At 40.8% G+C, this 22,126-nt stretch carries 21 protein-coding genes and 1 riboswitch; of the genes, 10 read left to right on the top strand and 11 right to left on the bottom strand.

Features of this window, described 5'->3' with window-relative positions; all coding sequences use genetic code 11:
- The first annotated feature begins 26 nt into the window (after positions 1–26).
- From QE404_RS07670 to lpdA, 4 genes are all read left to right on the top strand, one after another.
- Positions 27–1,109 (top strand): glycosyltransferase, encoded by a 1,083-nt coding sequence (locus QE404_RS07670; protein ID WP_307448807.1) that lies wholly within the window; start codon positions 27–29, stop codon positions 1,107–1,109.
- Positions 1,110–1,159: 50 nt separating this feature from the next.
- Entirely contained in the window at positions 1,160–1,507 is a 348-nt protein-coding gene (locus QE404_RS07665) for a hypothetical protein (RefSeq protein WP_307448804.1), read from the top strand.
- Positions 1,508–1,513: 6 nt separating this feature from the next.
- Positions 1,514–1,879 carry a hypothetical protein gene (locus tag QE404_RS07660; protein WP_307448802.1) on the top strand — a complete coding sequence of 122 codons (366 nt, stop codon included), beginning with the start codon at positions 1,514–1,516 and terminating at the stop codon, positions 1,877–1,879.
- A gap of 114 nt (positions 1,880–1,993) precedes the next feature.
- Complete coding sequence (lpdA, locus tag QE404_RS07655) at positions 1,994–3,397, top strand: dihydrolipoyl dehydrogenase (protein WP_307448800.1); 1,404 nt, start codon at positions 1,994–1,996, stop codon at positions 3,395–3,397.
- A gap of 220 nt (positions 3,398–3,617) precedes the next feature.
- On the opposite strand, the gene QE404_RS07650 is transcribed toward lpdA, so the two are convergent.
- Positions 3,618–4,067 (bottom strand): hypothetical protein, encoded by a 450-nt coding sequence (locus QE404_RS07650; RefSeq protein WP_307448798.1) that lies wholly within the window; start codon positions 4,065–4,067, stop codon positions 3,618–3,620.
- A gap of 126 nt (positions 4,068–4,193) precedes the next feature.
- Here QE404_RS07650 and QE404_RS07645 point away from each other — a divergent pair, with 126 nt between their 5' ends.
- The 5 genes from QE404_RS07645 (at position 4,194) to QE404_RS07625 (ending at position 11,849) form a co-directional block, all read left to right on the top strand.
- Entirely contained in the window at positions 4,194–5,018 is an 825-nt protein-coding gene (locus QE404_RS07645; RefSeq protein ID WP_307448797.1) for a CvfB family protein, read from the top strand.
- Between the two features lie 508 nt (positions 5,019–5,526).
- Positions 5,527–6,120, top strand: coding sequence for a TetR/AcrR family transcriptional regulator (locus QE404_RS07640; protein ID WP_307448794.1), 594 nt, complete (start codon positions 5,527–5,529; stop codon positions 6,118–6,120).
- Between the two features lie 95 nt (positions 6,121–6,215).
- Positions 6,216–7,583 carry a TolC family protein gene (locus QE404_RS07635; RefSeq protein ID WP_307448792.1) on the top strand — a complete coding sequence of 456 codons (1,368 nt, stop codon included), beginning with the start codon at positions 6,216–6,218 and terminating at the stop codon, positions 7,581–7,583.
- Positions 7,584–7,592: 9 nt separating this feature from the next.
- On the top strand, positions 7,593–8,654 hold the full coding sequence (locus tag QE404_RS07630; RefSeq protein ID WP_307448788.1) for an efflux RND transporter periplasmic adaptor subunit: 1,062 nt from the start codon (positions 7,593–7,595) through the stop codon (positions 8,652–8,654).
- Positions 8,655–8,660: 6 nt separating this feature from the next.
- Positions 8,661–11,849, top strand: coding sequence for an efflux RND transporter permease subunit (locus QE404_RS07625; RefSeq protein WP_307448785.1), 3,189 nt, complete (start codon positions 8,661–8,663; stop codon positions 11,847–11,849).
- 430 nt (positions 11,850–12,279) lie between these two features.
- Here the strand turns inward: QE404_RS07625 and QE404_RS07620 are convergent, their stop codons facing one another.
- A complete protein-coding gene (locus QE404_RS07620) occupies positions 12,280–12,726 on the bottom strand; it encodes a KTSC domain-containing protein (protein WP_307448782.1) in 447 nt (148 codons plus the stop codon).
- 177 nt (positions 12,727–12,903) lie between these two features.
- On the opposite strand from QE404_RS07620, the gene QE404_RS07615 reads away from it, so the two are divergent.
- Positions 12,904–13,275: a helix-turn-helix transcriptional regulator gene (locus tag QE404_RS07615; RefSeq protein ID WP_307448779.1), complete on the top strand. Its 372-nt coding sequence runs from the start codon at positions 12,904–12,906 to the stop codon at positions 13,273–13,275.
- A 308-nt stretch (positions 13,276–13,583) separates the two neighbouring features.
- Here QE404_RS07615 and metE read toward each other — a convergent pair whose 3' ends face one another.
- From metE to QE404_RS07570, 9 genes are all read right to left on the bottom strand, one after another.
- Positions 13,584–15,905 (bottom strand): 5-methyltetrahydropteroyltriglutamate--homocysteine S-methyltransferase, encoded by a 2,322-nt coding sequence (gene metE, locus QE404_RS07610; RefSeq protein WP_307448776.1) that lies wholly within the window; start codon positions 15,903–15,905, stop codon positions 13,584–13,586.
- A gap of 703 nt (positions 15,906–16,608) precedes the next feature.
- A riboswitch (cobalamin riboswitch) is annotated at positions 16,609–16,793 on the bottom strand.
- Positions 16,794–17,041: 248 nt separating this feature from the next.
- A complete protein-coding gene (locus QE404_RS07605) occupies positions 17,042–17,590 on the bottom strand; it encodes a hypothetical protein (RefSeq protein ID WP_307448773.1) in 549 nt (182 codons plus the stop codon).
- Between the two features lie 72 nt (positions 17,591–17,662).
- Positions 17,663–18,238: a hypothetical protein gene (locus QE404_RS07600; protein WP_307448771.1), complete on the bottom strand. Its 576-nt coding sequence runs from the start codon at positions 18,236–18,238 to the stop codon at positions 17,663–17,665.
- Between the two features lie 31 nt (positions 18,239–18,269).
- Complete coding sequence (gene nudK, locus QE404_RS07595; protein WP_307448768.1) at positions 18,270–18,851, bottom strand: GDP-mannose pyrophosphatase NudK; 582 nt, start codon at positions 18,849–18,851, stop codon at positions 18,270–18,272.
- Positions 18,852–18,908: 57 nt separating this feature from the next.
- On the bottom strand, positions 18,909–19,829 hold the full coding sequence (locus tag QE404_RS07590; RefSeq protein ID WP_307448765.1) for a TIGR01777 family oxidoreductase: 921 nt from the start codon (positions 19,827–19,829) through the stop codon (positions 18,909–18,911).
- Positions 19,830–19,848: 19 nt separating this feature from the next.
- The gene (locus QE404_RS07585; protein ID WP_307448761.1) at positions 19,849–20,193 is read right to left on the bottom strand and encodes a hypothetical protein; all 345 of its coding nucleotides are present in this window, start codon (positions 20,191–20,193) and stop codon (positions 19,849–19,851) included.
- The gene (locus QE404_RS07580) at positions 20,190–20,804 is read right to left on the bottom strand and encodes an HPP family protein (RefSeq protein WP_307448758.1); all 615 of its coding nucleotides are present in this window, start codon (positions 20,802–20,804) and stop codon (positions 20,190–20,192) included. The genes QE404_RS07585 and QE404_RS07580 overlap by 4 nt, the downstream gene beginning before the upstream one ends.
- 16 nt (positions 20,805–20,820) lie before the next feature.
- A complete protein-coding gene (locus tag QE404_RS07575) occupies positions 20,821–21,129 on the bottom strand; it encodes a hypothetical protein (protein ID WP_307448755.1) in 309 nt (102 codons plus the stop codon).
- Between the two features lie 2 nt (positions 21,130–21,131).
- Positions 21,132–22,043, bottom strand: coding sequence for an arginase family protein (locus QE404_RS07570; RefSeq protein ID WP_307448752.1), 912 nt, complete (start codon positions 22,041–22,043; stop codon positions 21,132–21,134).
- Positions 22,044–22,126 lie beyond the last annotated feature (83 nt).

Here is a 22,126-nt window from a genome sequence, read left to right as displayed (position 1 = left end):
CTTTTTATGGGTAAGGTTTTATATAGATGAAGAAGATTTCCATCATATTTATATTGCCGGACCTGGAAACCGGGGGTGCAGAGAGGATCGTGACAACTGTTGCCAATCATCTTTCCCGGGATCTTTTTGAGCCCAAAATCCTGCTCTTGCGCAAGGAAGGAGGTTATCTCGATCTGGTAAAAAAAGATGTTGAAATCATTGACATCAAAACACCCAGGATCAGGCATTCCCTGAAGCCTATATTGAAGGAGATCTACAGGAGGAGGCCGGATATTGTCTTCTCAGGTTTTGGGGAAGTAAATGCTTACCTTTCCTTATTCATTAAAATTTTTCCTAAAGTAAAATTCATAGCCCGGGAAACCAACGTGGTTTCCGAACATATTCAGCGTAAAGAAATCAGGTTTTTTTATAACTTCTATAACAATTACCATCAGATCATTGCCCAGAGTAATGACATGAGACACGACCTGATTGACAACTTCGGCATCAGCCGCGACAAGATTGTTAAGATCAATAATCCCGTCGATTTTGAATTTATCGATGACAAGCTGGCGTTTTCAGAAAAGCCTTCATGTTTCAAATACAACTATAAAAATGTAGTGGCCATCGGAAACCTGTCTGCACGGAAAGGGTTTGACAACCTCCTGAAAGTATTCTCAAGGTTAGACAACGAAAATATCCTTCTGCACATCCTGGGTGATGGGAAGGATCGGGAAGTACTTCATCAGATGAAGGAATTCATGGGCCTGAAAAACGTGATCTTCCACGGCAGGCAGGATAATCCATATAAATTCCTGAAATATGCGGATTTGTTTGTGCTTTCGTCAAGGTATGAAGGTTTTCCCAATGTGCTTCTGGAAGCGGGAGCATGCGGTACCTATGCACTGGTCAATAACTGTCCCGGAGGAATCAACGAAATCATTCAGGAATCCGTGAACGGGGAGATTTGTGATATCAGCAACCATGATGAATTTGCACAAAGGATTATCCAGGCATTACAGACCGACCATAATCATGAAGCGATTCAACGCTCTATCAGATCAAGGTTTTCAAAACATATTATTCTGGATCAGTATGAAAAAGCGCTGCTGGATCTGGCCAGAAAATAGTAGATAGCGATGTTGATCATTTCTTATTTTAGCAAAAATTAAATCATTCAATGAAACAAATACCGAAGTTAGGCTGCGCATGTGAAAAACCGCCTCTCAATCATACGGATTTCAGAAGCTCAGTATTAGGAACAGACCATACCAATGGGCGGAATGCCGAAGTAAGCATTCTGCAGTGCAGGCTTTGCCAGAGGATATGGATCCATTACCTGCTTGAATGGGAACATTTTTCCAATTCTGGAAGGTGGTACAGAGGGATCGTGTCTAAGAAGGAGCGTCCAACAATCACACCTGAAAATACGATAGACTACCTGGAAAGCCTTGAATGGTATTTGTACGGCGGATCTTTTTTCAACAGTTCGGGCATGATGGGTGAAGGAAAGATCAATCTGGGCTAATCTGTTATGAACGGATTGGATGCATTAAGGCGAAACAGGCTGATTAAAAAATTGCGCTCCAATGCTATTGCCATTACCACGGGTCAGATTGACGTACATGCCGGATATTTTAAGATGAATTATCTTTTAGGCAGGATCGAAAATATCAAGGCATTGGAGGATATTGATCTCAGTATATTCAAAAAATACTACCTCGAAATTCAGTTTCATCCTATTGGTCAGGAAAGGAAATTATACCGTAAGGATTTTCTGGAAAGGCTTGACAGGAAGTTAAAAGCTGTGGATGAGAGATACAGCGATTTGCTGCATGAGAAATGTTTGGAAATTATTGAAAAATATAAAGACATTAAGGATCTTTGCCAGGGTATCTGATAACCACATGATGGGCGTCATGAAATTTGAACCCGTCTCACTTTCTCAGGTGGTAATTAATCAGTAAATTTGTAAGATCAAGTAAGATAATAATAAACAAATTCATACAATAACATGAGTCAATTCGATGTTACCGTAATCGGTTCAGGTCCCGGTGGTTATGTAGCTGCCATCCGTGCCGCACAATTGGGCTTCAATACTGCCATTATCGAGAAATATCCAACCTTAGGAGGAACGTGCCTTAACGTAGGTTGTATTCCGTCCAAGGCGCTTCTGGACAGTTCCGAGCATTTCGAGAATGCCAAGCATAACTTTGCCGGCCACGGAATCATTATCAATGAGCCTAAAGCAGACCTTGCCAGAATGGTTGAACGTAAGAATGAAGTTATCAAACAGAATACAGACGGCATCAGCTACCTGATGAACAAAAACAAAATCACTGTTTTTGAAGGGGTGGGAAGCTTTGAATCCGCTACTCAGATCAAAGTAACCAAAAATGACGGTTCATCAGAAACCATCGAATCTAAATATACCATCATCGCAACCGGTTCCAAGCCTTCTTCTCTTCCTTTCATCACTTTGGATAAGGAAAGGGTAATCACTTCTACCGAAGCATTGAACCTTAAAGAAATCCCTAAGCATCTTGTTGTTATTGGAGGTGGTGTAATCGGTCTTGAACTGGGATCGGTATACCTGAGACTGGGCGCTGAAGTAACCATAGTTGAGTTCATGGATAAGATCATTCCGGGAATGGATGGAACCTTAAGCAAAGAACTTCTGAAAGTGCTTAAAAAGCAGGGAATGAAATTCATGCTTTCCACTGCGGTTTCTGCCGTTGAAAGAAATGGAGACACAGTAAAAATTACTGCCAAAGATAAAAAAGGGGAAGAAGTGACCGTAGAAGGTGACTACTGCCTGGTTTCCGTGGGAAGAAAGCCTTATACAGATGGTCTTGGCCTGGATATAGCAGGGGTAGAGCTTGACGAGAGAGGACGGGTGAAAGTAAATGATCACTTGCAGACCAACGTTGCCAACATCTATGCTATCGGAGACGTGATTAAAGGTGCTATGCTGGCTCACAAGGCCGAAGAAGAAGGGGTGTTTGTAGCTGAAACATTAGCTGGTCAGAAACCTCACATCAATTATGACCTGATTCCTGGTGTTGTATACACATGGCCGGAAGTTTCAGGAGTTGGTAAGACCGAAGAGCAGCTTAAAGAAGCAGGTGTGGCCTATAAAGTAGGATCTTTCCCGATGAGGGCATTAGGAAGAAGCCGTGCCAGTGGTGATGTAGATGGCCTGGTAAAAATCATCGCGGATGAAAAAACGGATGAAGTTTTAGGAATGCACATCGTAGGCGCAAGAGCGGCTGACCTTATTGCAGAAGGCGTAATGGCCATGGAATTCCGCGCCAGCGCAGAAGATATCGCAAGAAGCTCCCACGCGCACCCTACCTATGCTGAAGCCATTAAGGAAGCTGCATTGGATGCTACGGCAAAAAGGCCCATCCACATGTAAGGTTTTGAAGATTTAAGGATTTAAAAATTTAAAAATTTAAAAATTAAGGCTGCCGTTATTGTAACGGTAGCTTTTTTTATGGTGATGGTGGAAGGGATTTAAGAATTTAAGGGTTGAGGCTGCTGTTATTGCGATGGCTGCTTTTTTATAAAAATCTGTGAATTTGTTTTTTCTGATAGAATGATAGTCTTTTGAAAATGAAATTTTAACTATAAACAGATCACATTATTTTTATCTGATCATAAAATTTTGAATTTCTTACAGGGGCAATATTCAACTGTATCCCAAAAGTTATTCCCTTGAAATACTTGTTTTTGTCTATAGGGAAAGAATATCCGGTGTTGAGAAAGAAAATATTAAGTAGGGAAACGCCAACTCTGGGTTCTATTGAATACTGATTAATTGAAACTCCGTAAAGCTGACCGCTGGTGGTATAATATACATTGGCCTCCGGTAAAAGTTTGTCTTCTTTTTTGGCACGGGTATACAAAAGAGAAGGGCCAAGGATAACTGAATGACCGCCTGAATCTCCGATTCTGAATTCTAACCCTGCTTGTAAAACATTTCTTCCGGTATAGCGGTATCCAAGATTAATTGCTGTTTTTTCAAATATTTGTGCATTTGCCAGCAAGGCAAAAAAGAAAAATATTGTCATCCAGTATTTTTTCATGTCTTTGTATTTACAGTCAAATGTACAAGTTTTTAAAGAACTAATTAACCTGTAATAAATTCTTTAAAAAATTAGAACCTTTATACTCTTCAAATTTCCGTACCTTTGTCAGCTAATTTTTTATCTATGCAACCGGGAAAGACACAGACTTTAACAATTTCAGAAAAGAACACTTCGGGGTGGATCTTAACGGATGGTTCCGGAGAGAAGGCTTTTTTACCTAAAATTTTTACCCGCGATGACCAGGAGATCGATGATGAGATTGAAGTTTTTGTGTATCAGGATGACGGAAAGCTGAAAGCGACTACCGAAATTCCTTTGGCTGAAGTAGGGGAGTTTGCGGTGATGAGCTGTGTCCAAAGCCTGCCGAGCGGTGCGTTTATGGATTGGGGAATTATTAAAGACCTGTTTATCCCGTATAAACAGCAGAAGACAAAGATCATCGAAGGAAAAAGGTATCTGGTATACATTTATGTTGATGAAGAACTGGAGCTGATTACCGGAACCACCAAGTTTAAAAGAAATCCTCAATATGAAGATCTGCCGTTTCAAAAGGGTGACAAAGTAGACCTCATCATGATGAATGAAAGCGAACTGGGCTGGAATGTGGTAATCAATAAAAAATATATCGGGCTGATCTATGCGTCCGATGTATTTAAGAAACTCTATCCCCTGTCTGAAGAAAGTGGCTACATCAAGGCCATCCGTGAAGATGGAAAAATTGATGTCTCCCTGCAGCCGGAAGGATTTGAAAATATTGATGAATTCAAAAAGAAAATCCTCGATAAACTGGAAGAAAATTACGGATTGCTTTACCTTTCGGACCAGTCAAGTCCGGAGGAGATTAAGGAAGAGCTCCAGATGAGCAAGAAGAATTTCAAGAAAGCCATTGGTGGATTGTATAAAGATAAGATCATTGATCTTTCAGAAGACAAGATCAGGTTATTATAAAAAACGGGCAGAATTTTCTGCCCGTTTCTTTATTATAGGACCAATGGTAAAAGTTAAGTCTCATGATCTGCAAGCTACTAATCAATTCCCATATTGCTGAGCTCACATCTCCGATCCCAAATACACTCAAACTACGGCTGGAGATATGCAAAACTATGATTGTATTTGCCGACAGCTGTTTTCGAATATCTTTTGTTAGTCCCAGAGGTAAATATTCCCGGTGAATTAGTGCTGTTTTCCTTACAAACGGTACTAAAATCTTTCTTTATATTCATCCAGGTCTGATCAACCTATTCATTGCCGCTGTTTTTCAAGAATAAAAAAGCATATCAAGCTGTAGTTGGTAGCACCTATTGTTCTGTGTTTTCTATGACATCTGAAATGTTCATGATTACACTGCTGAAATAAACCTGATGCATATCATATTTTTTCCTTAATAATTTTGTTTAACAATTTTGTCAAAAATAAAATTTGACTTATTTTTGCTCCACAAATTTGTTTAACAAAAATGTCAAATCAAACAAAAAAAGACCAGACGCAAGAGCTGATTAAAGAAACAACTAAGAATTTATTCTTTGTTAAAGGGAAATTTGATGCTACTACACAGGAAATTGCCGATGCAGCGGGAGTCAACCGTACACTCATCAATTACTATTTCCGCTCCAGGGATAACCTTATTCAGATCATTTTCGATGAAGCCCATAAGGTGGAGCATGAGAAATCTGAGATCATCATGAACTCGGATCTTCCCTTTAAGGAAAAAATTTCCCAGTTTATCGAAGGGAGCTTGTCCACCAGCCTGCAGTATCCTTATCTGGAAACGTATATTGTTTCACAGATCAACAAAGGAAATTGCCATAAAAAAGATATTGAGGAAGGCGAGCTTGAAAAATTGTATAAAGATATTGAAACGGAAATGGAACTGGGAAATATAGAAAAGATGAAACCCATTCAGTTTGTCCTGAATATGATTTCCCTGTTGGTTTTCCCAAGTGCCATAAGGCCTTTACTCATGGAAAATTTAATGATCGGCGAAGAAGAATTCGACAAGATTATTTCAGAAAGGAAAGACATCATTCTTAATATGTTGTTTAAAAAATAAAGAACTGTTAAAGTAATTTAAGAAATGAACCGTCCTTTAGAAGTAAAAACTGTTAAGAACACAACTATATTAAAAAATAAACGAAGTATTACATTATGAAAGGAAAACGAATAACTGCTAAAAGGCTTAGATTAGGGATAGCCGCAGCATTTATGATTTTCGGCTTTTCATCCCTATCTGCACAGCAGCAGGTGTCTCTTCAGGAGGCCATCAAACAGGCCCTCCAGAATAAGGCAGAAGCTAAAAAGGCGGCTTTGCAGGTGAAAAAGGCGGAATATAAGATAGATGAGGCAAGAGCTGGAGCACTTCCTCAGGTCAGTGCAAACATCAGCAATACATTCAATCCCATTCTGCAGAAATCTGTGCTTCCGGGAGAAATCTTTGGTATGCCCGGGCAGATGATCCCTGTAACATTCGGAACCAAATGGCAGTCTGTGAATTCTGTGTCATTATATCAGAACATTTTTGACCAGAGGGTTTTCACAGGGCTTAAAGCTGCAAAATCCACCAGGGAATTTTACATTCTCAATTCAGAGCTTACCAATGAGCAGATCATTGAAAATGTAGCGACGGCCTATTATCAGGTATTCGTCCAGGAGGAGAACCTTAAAACCGTAGAATCAAGCTATGCGAATACGGAAAGGGTAAGGAATGTGATTAAAAGCCTTGTAGATAACGGATTGGCCAAATCCATTGACCTGGACCGTACCAATGTTCAGCTGACCAATATCGGATCAAACAGGCAACAGCTTGTGAATGCCGTGGAGGTTTCAAAAAACGCCCTGAAATTCTATATGGGAATACCCATCAGTACCCCGATCGAATTGGAAGAAAAAACCATTGAGCCTAATACCGCTTTGCTGAGTACTGCGGCAAATCTGGAAGAACGTTCTGAAATTAGAGTACTGAACAAGCAAAGAGAGCTTTTACAGTACAATAAGAAAGCTACGGAAGCTTTATTGTATCCAACGGTAGGCCTTCAGGCCAATTACGGATGGCAAGGGTTGGGAAATAAATTCCCTTATTTCACAGGATCTTCGCAGGGGACCAATTGGAGTGATTATGCTTCCATCGGTCTGGCTATTAAAATCCCGATTTTTATGGGGGGATCTACCAAAGCCCAGATTCAACAGGCAGAAATTGATATTCAGGACCTTGACCAGGATATCAACAATACCAGACAGAGCCTGGATCTTGACTATAAAAATGCCATCAGCAATATGGAGAATGCCATCATCAATATCCAGAGCATGAAGGATAACGTAGAGCTGGCTGAGAAAGTGCAAAAAAATACCCAGTCCAATTACCAGTACGGTCTTGCTCCGCTTACCGAAGTATTGGATACCGAAAATGCGCTGACGCAGGCCAAACAGAACTATGCGAATGCGTTACTGGATTATAAACAGGCAGAAATAAAACTCATCAAAGCAAAAGGACAACTGAACACATTACAAAACCCATAATAAACTATAATGAAAAAAACTTTAATATATATCATCGTAGCAGCTGTACTGGTCGGCTTAGCCGCATATAAGATTGCAAGCAATAAGGAAAAGCAGACGAAGGAAGTACAGGAAGTAGCCAAACAGGTAGATAAGATCAATGTAAATGTGGTTACGGTTTCCAGGGAGAATATCGATACAGATTATTCGGCTAACGGAACCTTTATCCCTAAGCAGGAATCCAACCAGTCTTCTGAAATTTCCGGCAGAATCGTAAGTGTTCTGGTAAAAGAAGGCTCAAGGGTAAACGCCGGGCAGGTGCTGGCAACCATCAAGAAGGATGCGATCGAAGTGGATGTAGCCCAGGCTCAGAATAATTTACAGAATGCGATTATAGATAACCAGCGATATGAAAATGCCTTCAAAACCGGAGGGGTTACCAAACAGCAGCTGGATAATTCAAGGTTGCAGCTTAAAAATGCGCAGGCCGCAGTTCGTGCACAGGGCGTAAGGGTAAATGATACCAGCGTACGTGCAGGGATCAGCGGTACCATCAACAAAAAAATGGTGGAACCAGGAATGGTAGTGGCTCCCGGAACCGCATTATTTGAGATCGTAAACATCAACTCACTGAAGCTTTCTGTACTTGTGGATGAAAGCCAGATCGGAAAGATTGCGATTGGCCAGGAAGTCCCGATTAAAGTCAATGTACTGCCGGATGATTCTTTCAGCGGAAGGATTACCTTCATCGCTCCTAAAAGTGATGCTTCTTTAAATTTTCCTGTGGAGATTGAAGTTCAGAACAGAGGAAACCTGAAAGCAGGGATGTATGCTACCGCAACATTCAAAACCAACAATGGTGCTGAAACCCAGAATATGCTCACGGTGCCTGCAGAAGCCTTCGTGAATGGAGTAAGCTCAGGACAGTTATTTATTGTCAATAATGGAACGGCAAAATTAATTACCGTTCAAACCGGTAAAGTGTATGGTGATAAAGTTGAGATCTTAAGCGGCCTTAAAGGCGGCGAACAGATAATTACCAGCGGACAGATCAACCTGGATAACGGCTCCAAAATCAATATCGTAAAGTAAGACAAGATGAAGTTAGCAGAAATATCCATTAAAAGGCCGTCTTTGGTGATCGTACTCTTTACGATCCTCACACTGGGCGGTTTATTAAGCTACTCCATGATGGGGTATGAATTGATTCCGAAATTTGAAACCAATGTGGTAACCATTTCTACGGTTTATCCCGGAGCTTCGCCTGCAGAAGTGGAAACTTCCGTAACCCGGAAAATTGAAGATGCCGTAGGTTCTCTGGAAAACGTAAAAAAGGTAGAATCCTCGTCTTACGAAAGCTTATCGGTGATCATGGTTCAGCTGAATACAGGAGCCGATGTCAACTATGCTCTGAATGATGCCCAGAGAAAGGTCAATGCTATTCTGGCTGACCTTCCGGATGATGCAGATCCGCCATCTTTGCAGAAGTTCTCACTGGATGACCTTCCGATCATGACGCTGAGTATTACCAGCAACAAGCTGAATAACAAAGAACTTTATGATCTTTTAGACAAGAAAATTGAACCTATCTTTTCCCGTGTAAACGGGGTGGCCCAGGTTACCTTAGTTGGTGGTCAGGAAAGAGAGATCCAGGTGAACCTGGATGAAAAAAAACTGCAAGGATATGGACTTTCCATAGGGGATGTACAGCAGGCTATCCTTTCTTCCAACCTGGATTTCCCTACAGGAGCATTAAAGACAAGGACATCGAGATCAACGATTCGTCTGTCCGGGAAATATAAAAATGTGGCTGAACTGAACAACCTGGTTATTTCCAATAAAAACGGTGCCCAGGTACGTCTTTCTGATGTTGCCACGGTTTTCGATTCACAGAAAGATGTGGAGAAAATTGCACGGTACAACCAGAATTCAACCATTTTGCTTCAGGTAAAAAAACAATCTGATGCCAATGCGGTAGCGGTATCGGAACTGGTTCAGAAAACCATTGCGCAGGTTCAGAACAACTATAAGGCTCAGGGACTTCAGCTGAATATTGTAGATGACACCACAGATTTTACCCTGGAAGCAGCCGATCACGTAATTTTCGATTTGTTTCTGGCGATTATCCTGGTAGCGGTGGTGATGCTATTGTTCCTCCACAACATCAGAAACGCATTTATCGTAATGGTTTCCATCCCTATGTCCCTGATTGCTACGGTAATTGGAATGTACCTGATGGGCTATACCCTTAACCTGATGAGTTTACTCGGACTTTCACTCGTGGTAGGTATCCTGGTGGATGATGCGATTGTGGTATTGGAAAACGTGTACAGGCACATGGAGATGGGGAAAAGCAGGATCCGTGCGGCGTATGACGGAGCTTCGGAAATCGGGTTTACCGTAACGGCTATTACCTTGGTAATTGTAGTGGTATTCCTACCGATTGCGATGAGTTCCGGCTTGGTATCAGACATCCTTGCCCAATTCTGTGTGACGGTAGTTATTGCGACCATGCTATCCTTGCTGGCTTCATTTACCATTATTCCATGGTTATCTTCCAGATATGGTAAGCTGGTGCATCTTACAGGAAAGAATGTTTTTGAAAGATTTATTCTTTGGTTCGAAAAGCAGTTGGAGAAATTTACCCACTGGATTACAAGCATTCTGGAATGGGTTTTAAAAACCACTTTAAGAAGGGTAATGACTGTGATAATCACTTTTATCATCCTGATTTCATCCTTTATGCTGGTCGCTTTTGGCTTTATCGGAGGAGAATTCTTCCCTAAAATGGACAGAGGACAGTTCCTTGTTCAGATGGAATTGCCTAAAGACGCTTCTGTGGAAAAAACCAACCAGGTAACCCTGGAAGTTGAGAAATTCCTGAGAAACGATAAGGATGTTGTGGATATGATTACCACCGTAGGACAGCAGTCTTCAGGATTTGGAGGGGCGCAGGCTACATTATACCAATCGGAGATCCAGGTGATCCTCGTAGATAAATCCAAGCGTAATGAAAGTACGGACATCAAGTCTGCGAAGATCAAAAGAGCGCTGGAAGAAAAATTCACCGGAGTGGAATTCAAAACAGCACCGATCGGATTGATGGGAGCGGATAATGCTCCGATTGAGCTGGTGGTTACCGCTCAGGATAACGAAACGGCAAATAAGGAAGCCAACAGAATTCTTGGACTTCTTAAAAAAGTTCCTGGTGCTGTAGATGCGGAATTGTCAACGGACTCCGGAAATCCGGAAGTACAGGTGAATATCGACCGTGATAAGATGGCGGCTTTAGGTTTAAACCTTTCCAGTGTAGGACAGACGATGCAGACGGCTTTCAGCGGAAATACAGACGGTAAGTTCAGAGCCGGGGAATATGAATATGATATCAACATCCGTTTCGGTGATGCAAACAGGCAGTCAATTGATGATGTGAGAAACCTGATGTTTACCAATCCTCAGGGACAACAGATCAGGCTGAGCCAGTTTGCTGATGTGAAGATGGGTTCCGGGCCGAGCTTGCTGGAACGTAGGGATAAATCTCCTTCTGTAAAGGTTAAATCCAAGGTTGTAGGCCGCCCGGTAGGAGACGTGGCCAACGAATGGGCCGCCATGTTCATGGATAATGAAAAAACAAAGCCTGCCGGAGTATCGTATATCTGGAGCGGGGATATGGAAAACCAGACCGAAGGTTTCGGTACGTTGGGAATTGCCTTGCTGGCAGCCATCGTATTGGTATATCTTGTAATGGTTTCCTTATATGATTCCTTTGTGTACCCGTTTGTGGTATTGTTCTCCATTCCACTGGCATTGATCGGAGTTATGGTGATCCTGGCCATCACCGGAAACTCACTGAATATCTTTACCATGCTGGGGATGATTATGCTGATTGGTCTGGTAGCGAAAAACGCGATCATGATCGTCGACTTTGCCAACATGAGAAAGGCAGCGGGGTTCAATACACATGACGCGCTGATCCAAGCGAACCATGCCCGTCTTCGTCCGATCCTGATGACCACCATTGCGATGATCTTCGGTATGATTCCAATTGCGATTGCAAAAGGAGCCGGAGCAGAAATGAATAACGGACTTGCCTGGGTAATCATCGGGGGTCTGACATCATCACTATTCCTGACCCTGATTATCGTACCGGTAGTATATTCTCTGTTTGACTCCATTTTAAGAAGAATGGGTAAACATGAAAAAATAGATTATGAAGCCGAAATGAAGGCCGATTACGATCACAGAGAACTCAGTGAAGACGGATTTACTCCGAAACACATCGACTAATATACCCACCTTTTAATTAACCCTAAGCGTATCAGAAATGATGCGCTTTTTTCGTCTTTAAAAGTAATTCTATAACACCTCCGTTACTTCGAGTAGCTTTTGAAAAAAGCGTATCGGGAAGTATTTTAACAGAGAACTATTGCTCAAAAACTTCTCGATACACTCCGCTTCGCTGCGTTACTCGAAGTGACGAAGGATACATTTTGAAGTCAAAAAATTTGTAATAATAAACTTACCGTCACTTCGAGTATCTTTTGAAAAAGCGTATCGGGAAGTGTTTTAACAGAGAACTATTGCTCAAAAACTTCTCGATACACTCCGCTTCGCTGCGCTACTCGAAGTGACGGAGAAGATCATTTTATGGCATTAATTTTTAAAACAAAAAGGCTTCCGGAATTCCGGAAGCCTTTCAAATATGTTTGGCCGAGGATTAAGCCTCCATAGCTTCTCCTGCTTTTCTATACACAAAACTTCCGTAAATATGCCTTCTGGCAAAACGGCTCGGAGAATCGGCATTTACCATTTTGATGTAGGTGTTTCTCGGTACACCAAGGTATTCGTAGATATTTCCGTTCAGGTGCTGTACGGTAAGTATAGCCTTCTCAAGATAGAAATCCTGGATGTTGGAAGTGGTAATTGTTTCCGTATATTCTTCTTTGTATTTTTCCTGTGTTTCCGGGTTGATGCTTACCAGGAAATGATAGGCTTCAATGACAGATTTGCTTTTTTCTTCCGCTTCCAGTTTGCCGGCTTCATCATTGATGAATTTATCAGGATGCGTATCTTTCATCGTATTCCTGTAAATGGTTTTCAGCTCCTTTAATGTTACGTTTTTATCTACTTCCAGAAGCTTTCTGTATTCGCCTAATTTTTTCATATGGTTGGATCCTTATTTCGGGATGCAAAATTAGGGCTTTTAATTTGAAATGAAGTGTTATTTAATGTTAATTATTTGTGTATCATACCTTTTGTACATGTCTGGTGGCAAAATGAAAATCGGTTGAAAGCATTTGAAAAACAAAAGTCTTTTTTTATATTTGTAAAAAGCAGAATTATGCAAAAAGAAAAATTACGTTCGATAAGAAAAAAGAAAGGGTATACTCAACAGCAGATTGCCGAGGTAATTGCTACTGATGTATCCAATTATTGCAGGAAAGAAGGCGGTGACGTGAAGATCATACATGAAGAATGGGAAAAGATAGCCAAGTTTCTTAATGTTCCTGTAGAGGATATTTATGAGGAAGAGGCAGGTGATACGGTTATCAATAATAGTAATGCAACATTTTATGATAGTCCCGGAGCAGGATCTGGTTCAGTACAAAATACTTTTAACAATCATCTAAGCATTGAGATTATTAAAAATCTGCAGGAGTATATCAGCCTGCTGAAAGATGAAGTCAAAAGGCTGAAAGACAATCAGAATTAAGTTACAAGAAATAAAAGCATCCTCGGGATGCTTTTTATGTTTTTTTGCAGTATATGGTTTCCTGAAAATTTTTTGATAAATCAAACCTCACAGGTTTTTAAAACCTGTGAGGTTTAGGCAGCGTTTAGATTTATTATTGAGTAAAAACTGAACAAATCTGATTTCTGCCTTTGGAAATAAAACAACGCTTTATGATTTTAAACCTCATAGGTTTTCAAAACCTATGAGGTTTAGGCAGCGTTTAGTTTATTAAACAGCCTTACATTTAACAATAAAATAAAAACAGGAGCCCTAAAGCTCCTGTCATTCTAATATTCTATTTTTTCTTTTTTAAATTGTCCGCTCATTTCCTTTGAGGCTTCCACCATGGCAATCAGGGCTTTTTCGGTTTCCTCCCAATGCCTTGTTTTCAGACCACAATCAGGATTTACCCAAAGCTGTTCTGCCGGGATAACGGCCTGAGCTTTTTTCAGCAGTTCCACCATTTCTTCTTTGGAAGGAACTCTCGGCGAGTGGATGTCATAAACGCCGGGACCAATCTCGTTCGGATATTTGAAATCGGCAAAGGCATTTAACAATTCCATCTGGCTTCGGGAGCATTCTATGGTGATAACGTCGGCATCCATATCGGCAATATTGTGGATGATATCATTGAATTCAGAATAGCACATATGGGTATGGATCTGGGTGGCATCTTCCACGCCGCTGGCTGAGATCCGGAACGCTTCCACGGCCCATTTCAGATAATCCTGCCAATCGGATTGCCTTAAAGGCAGGCCTTCCCGGATCGCCGGTTCATCAATCTGGATGATGCGGATTCCCGCTTTTTCAAGATCGCAAACCTCATCGCGGATGGCCAATGCAATTTGCCTGCACGTAAGCGAACGGGGCTGATCATCACGTACGAATGACCACTGAAGGATAGTGACCGGTCCGGTAAGCATTCCTTTTACCCATTTTTTGGTTAAAGACTGTGCATATTCAGACCAGTAGACCGTCATCGGATTCGGACGGTGCACGTCTCCGTAAATCACCGGTGGCTTTACACATCGGCTTCCGTAGCTCTGTACCCAGCCGTTTTGCGTAAAGGCAAATCCGGCAAGCTGTTCCCCAAAATATTCCACCATGTCGTTACGCTCAAATTCACCATGAACCAGTACATCGATTCCGATGTCTTCCTGCCAGCGGATGGTTCGCTTGGTTTCCTGTTTCAGCAGTTTGTCATATTGTTTTGCATTCAGTTCACCCTTTTTAAATTTAGCGCGCCAGTTCCTTACCTCTTTGGTCTGTGGAAAAGATCCAATGGTTGTGGTAGGAAACAGGGGAAGTTGCAGCACATGATGCTGGATTTCCTTCCTGATGGAAAATGGATGTTCCCTCCGCGTTTCTTCTTTTGTTATCACTTCTGCCCGGGCCTTTACATCATCATTATGGATCAGGGAAGAAACGGTACGGTCTTCAACAGCTTTCTGATTGTAGGCATATTCAAGTAAGGCATCATAATTTGCATTTCCGGATGCGAGTTTTTTAAGGGTTACCACTTCGCTTAGCTTTTGTTTGGCAAAAGCCATCCACTGCTTGATTTCCGGGTACAAAACATGCTCATTCTTTTCCAGATCCAGGTCAATAGGCGTGTGGAGCAGTGAGCAGGATGTGGCCAGAAAAATCCTTTCAGCCCCGATTTTCCTGATCGCTCTTTCAATGATCTGTAAAGATTTCTGGAAATTGTTCTTCCAGATATTCCTTCCATCCACAATTCCCAGTGACAGGCTCAACGTCTTCGGAAGTACTCTCAAAACATCATTCAGCTGTTCGGGACAACGGACCAGGTCAATATGCAGGACATCGGCAGGAAGCGAAGTGGCCAGGGTAAGGTTATCTTTTACACCTTCAAAATAAGTCGCAATGATCAATTTCAGATCCGGAAACTGTTTTCGGAGTTCTGCATAGATGAACTGATAAGTTTCTTTGGCTTTCTCAGTGAGATCCATGGCCAGGAAAGGCTCGTCAAACTGGATGTATTCTGCACCCTTCTGTTCCAGTTCCTTTAAGATCCGGATATACACCGGAAGTAAATTTTGAGCTAAATCCAATTTATCAAAACCCTCTTCTTTTTCCTTGCCAAGGAGAAGATACGTCACCAAACCAATGATTACAGGCTTTGCATTGATGCCCGCCTCTTTAGCCCGGATAAACTCCTGGATGATCCTGTCTGAAAACAGGGTAAATTCCTGATTTTTATAAAACTCGGGAACGATGTAATGGTAGTTGGTATCAAACCATTTGGTCATTTCCATCGCGGTGATGTCCAGTCCTTCCTGCTGAAATCCTCTGGCCATGGCAAAATACAGGTCAGTTTCTGTTTTACGGGAAGCAATTTCCTGGTAACGTGGAGGAATGGCTCCTACGGCCAGCGTCATATCGAGCACCTGGTCGTAATACGAAAAATCGTTGCAGGGAATCAGGTCGATGCCTGTTTCCTGCTGAAGTTTCCAATTGTGTAGGGTGAGGGTCCTGCCGGTTTCCAGCAGTTCATCCAGTGAAATTTTGCCTGACCAATACTGCTCGCAGGCTTTTTTGAGTTCTCTTTGGCTACCAATACGCGGATAGCCCAGAATGTGCGTTTGCATGTTCTTAAACTTTTTAAATAAAACAATTATCAAAAAGCTCTTCAGATGCTTCGCAATGCCAGCGCAGAAGGATGTAGGGATCAGCAATGATATCGTGAAAATGTATTTTCCCATACCGAACGGCATGGATCTCTTAAATGCAAATTTGTCGTGAAATTTAAATCAGATTTTTAATAATAAGAAGGCAAAGGATGAGTTAATCAAAAAAGTTCATTTGATGAAGTTTCCGACTTCCTTCAGCAGCATAGCCATTTAGCCTTTCTCTAAAAACAAAGAGTCTTCAAAAAATCTGTGCATAAAATTCAACTTCCTGAATTTAGTACCTAGATTTGACGTAAAGCCCGAATCCTAATTTTCCATTATTAAAAGCAAAAAATGAATCAATAAGATCATTATATGAAGCTTCCGATTTCCTCATTAGCAATTTGCCTTCCGCATTAAGAATAAAGAATCTTAAAAATCATTGCATAAAATTCAACTTCCTGAATTTGGTCACTAAATTTTTGACGCAAAGCTGAATCTCAATTCTTCACTATCAAAATGCAAAAAGATCACTAAGGATTATTTAATGAAGGTTCAGACTTGCTTCTTAGCCTTATCAGCTGTGCAGCTACAATGCTTTTCCCTTAAAATAAGCTATCCGAATTTAAACCAATACATTCCGGTATCATCTCTATGGCCAAAAACTCCAGACCGCGAGAGCATTGTCAATCCGGAACAGGCAGGTCTCCTGGCTTGTAACAGTTTTTGTCATCCTTCCCGTTGATACAGTGGATATGCGCGGACAAAAACCTTTGGGGTATTACTTACAGTTGCGCGACAGCCCGTGATTCTCACACGGTTCCCTATTAATCTACTTTACGTAAAACCTTTTCCGTTTGATGAAGTATGTTAAAGAACTGTTTCTGGAACAAATGTAGGAAATATTTGTTTTGAAAAACCGGATGAAACCTGTTTTGGCTCTGTTTTATTCAAATACTTTCAATAAAATTGTGTTTTTCGTCACTTATAAAGGCAGCGGAGCGAAACGTATCGAGAAGTCTGTGAGCAATGGTCTTCTATAAAACCACTTCTCGATACGCTTTACGAACTACCTGAAGTGGTGGCCATTTACATTATAAATAGTAAAAATAAAGTCAGATACTTAGGAATCCAACCGCCAGTTGTATTGAAGCTTTAATGTGCGCATCCAATTCTGTATCATCCTCCTGAGGATAATAGAATTCTTTCGGGTTGACAAAGACATTGTTGTACTTTGTCCTCTCACTGGCGCCGTCTACGTCAATATTCAGGGGATTGCCGTTTGTCTTCCGCTGTACAGTAGATAATCCTTTCGCTGTGACTTTAGATTCAACACAACCTACCAATGCACCTCTGCCCAAAATATCAAAACAAACAGCCGTGTAAATACCATTCGGAACCACCTGGCCGGGCGGAAGGATGCAGGAGTATAAAATGTTGGGAAGATTGGTAATTCCCCTTGAAACCTGAATGGAAAAATCAATATCTTCTACAGCATTGTATCGATGCTCCAAAACTTGCTTTAATCCAAGAAGTGCATCACGGATAGTCATCATTCCCGGATCATGAGTCCGTAATGGCTGCCCTTTAACCACAGGATTCAGCTGCCTGAACTTACAGATGGCATTGAAATATGAATTGATGTTTGAGTAACCGGTAATCATGAATCTAACTGGTCAATGATTTACTTTATCATAACTATTAAAACCAATATGATTGTTTTAATGCAAGATTTATTACTCCTGCTGATAAATATGCGTCAGCTTTGCCTCTTTGATGAACTGTTCTGCAGTAGTAGCATTGGTTGCATTTTTATCTGTAAGTTCAATAAAATAGATAATGGAATTCGGAAACCTGCTGTCTTTGCAGATCATCTTGAATCGCCTAACCTGTGGCCCGGCTTTCAGGAAATTAGCTTCAGTGGTGGGACCGAGTTTAACCTGATTTACATCAAAACCGGCTCTGGGATCTTTCTGAAGCTTTAAAAATCTCTTTTGGGTACGGTCTGTGGTTTCATCAATGAATTTCTGCATCTGATAATCCGTTAACAGTTGCGGATATATCAGTCCCTCTTTTAGCAGCAGGGCAGTGGTTTTATCCGAAGCGTCGTAATAGACCACTTTATCATCAAACCGGACCTCATTAATGCCGGGGATTATTTTACCGTCAAATTTTTTATAATTTTTCTTTTTATAACTGTTTTGAAAATGTTCTGTTGCTGCCTTGTCTTTCGTGCTCAGTTTTTCTGTCTTCTGAGCAAAAGCGTGTGCGCAAAAAAGAAAAGAAAGGCTAAGGGTATACCATAATTTCATGAGAAAAGATTTAAAGTGAAAACGTAAGAATTTATAAAATATTTTTAACCCTGAGATGCTGGATGAGCATAATGGTTTTCGCATCCCTGATTTCTCCGCTGTCAATCATCCGGAGGGCATCTTCATAGCTGAATTCCAGAACTTCGATATCTTCCCCTTCTTCTTCAAGACCGCCGCCTTCTGCTGTTTTCATATCCTGGGAGTATTCGGCAATAAAACAATACAGGATCTCCGTTACGGCACCGGGGGACATATAGGCTTCAAAAACTTTTTCTACGTGAGAGATTTTATAGCCGGTTTCCTCTTCGGTTTCCCGGCGGATGCATGCTTCCGGATCATCATTGTCCAGCAATCCGGCACATACTTCAATCAGCATTCCGGTAGGATTGCCGTTCAGGAAAGAAGGCAACCGGAACTGGCGGGTCAGTATTACCGTTTTCCGTTCTTTATCATAAAGCAGAATGGCAGCACCGTTTCCGCGATCATAGGCTTCTCTGCTCTGGGTCCTGACAGTTCCGTTATGCATAGTCTTGTCATAGGTGACTTTTTTTAATGTATACCATTGGTCTGAAAGGATTTCTGTTTTTGTAATATGAATTGTATTATCTAGCATAAATGGTTTGTTTTAAATAATAAAGTGCAGGTATTATCATGAGAGATTCTTATGATCTCATGATTTTTTTATTTTATCTTTTATTAAATCTTCTAAAGCATTATGGAGATCAGGAAACCTGAAACTGAATCCGGTATTCTGTATCTTTTTTGAAGAAGCCCTTGAACCTTCCAACACGGCTGCGGAGAGTTCACCGAAAATAAATTTCAGCAGGAATGCCGGTACATTCGGCATGATAAACGGCCTGTTCAGAACTTCGGCCACTTCTTTTGTGAAAGCAGCATTGGTCACATGCTGTGGGGCAACAGCATTGTAGGCTCCATCGATGGACTCGTTTTTTACTGCATATACGTACATCAGGGCAATATCATCAAGATGGATCCAAGGCATATACTGCTTTCCGGTGCCCAAAGGAGAACCAATACCATATTCTACGGGAATCATAAGCTTTTTCAACGCGCCTTCCTTTTCAGACAGTACTACTGCTGTACGGAGCTTTACTACTCTTTCTGCCAGTCCGTTTTTTTTGAATTCATCTGCAGCATGTTCCCAGAGTACAACTACTTCGCTGAGGAAATCCTTTCCCGGCGAATCTTCTTCGGTGTATATTTTTTCAGTAGTTTCTGTACCGTAATAATTGATTCCCGAAGCGGAAATGAAGGATTTTAATTTGATATTCTGTTTTTTAACCCCTTCCATAAGAAGCCGGGCAGAATCCACACGGCTGGATATCAGTTCTTTTTTTCTTTCATCTGTCCATCTTTTTTCAGAAATATTCGCCCCTGCGAGATGAATGATATGGGAAATGCCTTCAAAGGCGGCATAATCGACAGTTCCTTTCTTCAGATCCCACTCAAATTCATGTTCTTTCCTTTTTTTTCGGGTGAGAAATCTTACACTATAGTCTTTACTCAGCTTTTCACTCAGTTTGCGGGCAATTAATCCGTTGGCGCCGGTGATCAGGATAATTTCTTTCATAATAGGCATTTTTGTCGGGCTATCCTTGGTTTCTGACAATTAAAACAAAATCTTCTTCCAGGATTTTGTATCCGTAATCATAGATGAATTTATATTCCGAACCGTTTTTATATACTTTAAGATTTGTGAAATAATCAAAATCAAAACCTAAGCCATCAAGTTTTGACCTGGCTATTTTTGTTTTTCCTTCGGTATTCACTTCTTTCAGGATACGATAGTTTTTACGCAGTTTGTTGTTCACATTCCGCATCAGGTTGCTGGAATCTTTATTCTGCTTATTGTTATAGGCATTCCGGCAGGCATCATTACAGAATTTTTTGTCTGACCGGCCGATGATTTTTTCGCCGCATTCTAAACAGTTCATGGCTGATCTTTTTTAATAATAGGATGTGAAAGTTGGTGTTTTTTTCTCAACAGCCTCTTAAAGCGGCTGTGTGCAGGGTAGCTCCTGTTCGGAGTAAGGTTGTTAAAAAATAATGCGGCCAACAGAAGGATAAGGCAACCGCTTAAAACCGGGGAGATTACATACCAATAACCCAGCTCGGGAATTTTTCCTGTGGAGCTCACTGCAATGAGGGCTGTAGCACCTCCCGGCGGATGCAGGGTTTTGGTGTACTGCATCAAAACAATGGAGAAAGCGACTGCGAGAGGCGCAGAAAGCCAGATAATATCCGGAACAATTTTATAGATCGTTACGCCTACCAATGCCGAAATCACATGGCCGCCTACAAGATTTCTCGGCTGCGCAAGAGGGCTCTGGATCGCTCCGTAAATCAGGACACTGGAGGCACCGAAGGATCCTATCAGGAAAATGTTTTCGGTAGCTGCCAGAGAATGAGACTGGATAAAAGCAATGATGCCGATTCCAAAGAAAGCTCCCAGGAAAGACCAGAAATGCTCCTTGTAATCAACCAGTGTTTTACGGTAAATCACATACTTTGAGACTCTGAGTGTTCTTTTAATTGTTTTCTTCAAAATCTATTTTTATTAATCAATATTCAAACGTTTCATAATGGCTGACATTTTCTTCAAATTCCAGTAAAAAATTTTTATCTTCAGGATAATATTTTGCCTTTTCATAATCATCTCCAGCAAATTTCTTAATACTTTCATAAGAGTCCCACTCTGTAACGGTCAGGAAATGACAGATTTCCTGATCCCTTTTTCTCAGTATTTTTGTCGAAAGATTTCCTGAGGTGTTTTTATATTGTACGATACCTGTTTCTTCAACATATCTGAGATATTCATCAGCTTTTTCAATATGGACAATCCCATGCCATATTCTTGTAATTTTTTTCATATTTAGATTCTTTTAGTTGGTTCATTTATAATCTGAATTAAATTTTCAATGAAAGGTTGGGTATAAATCCCTTCTTTATCATAGTCAGGATCAAGGATGGTTATTTCTAACCCGAAACATCTTTTATCTACTATTAATGGCTTCAGTATCTCTTTTAAATTTTCATAATCTATTCCGTCTTCCATCCTGCTGTCTACAACGGGCATAATTTCATCTTTCAGCACATCTACATCAAAATGGATAAAAAATCCGTCAAGATTCTTTTCATCAACCATTCTCAGAAAATCTTCTGTAGTTTTTCTGAAGCCGTTCCTCCTCAGATTCTCCAGGTCAAGATAATGAATTTTTGAATTTAGGATTTCCCCTACATATTGATCATCATCCGTTTCCGCATTTCCTACACAAAAAATATGTTCTTCCTGGAAATATGGTTTGAGATCATTAATATTAGTCAGTTTTTGATGGCCCAATCCTGAAGCAATTGCCAAATCCATTCCTGCAATACCTCCACTGGGGGATAGCTTTGGCAGGATATAATCTGTGTGACCGTCAAGATAAAATAAACCGAAATTCCCAAGCTGCTTTAATGCAAGAGCACTTCCAATCAGTATACTGCAATCACCACCCAACATCAGATGAAAGGTATCTGTGTTAAAATGCTTTAGAATAAGCTCTGATTGCTTTTTTGCATATTCAATAACCTGATAAGTATTTTTAACTCCCGTTTCTTCATCAAAATCCATTCTATATTCCGGAGCTTCCAATCTGAAAATATTTTTAGGATTGATTCTTTTATGAAAACCAAATTTTCTGAACCAATCAGGAAGTTTTTTTACTCCCGGTTCTGTTTCATGCTCTTTCTTGGTGAGTCCGAGATTAAAAGGAAACTCGAAAATGTTGATATCCTTTTTCATAGGTTAATTTTATCAAATATACGCAATTATCCGTTTGCAAACGACTACAAATGAATTTAAATAGTTTTTAACCGGATCCGGGT

Origin of the sequence: Chryseobacterium camelliae, from assembly GCF_030818575.1 — a bacterium.
GTDB lineage: Bacteria > Bacteroidota > Bacteroidia > Flavobacteriales > Weeksellaceae > Chryseobacterium > Chryseobacterium camelliae_A.
Note: the sequence above shows the minus strand (reverse complement) of the source record. Positions and strands in the feature narration are given on the sequence as shown.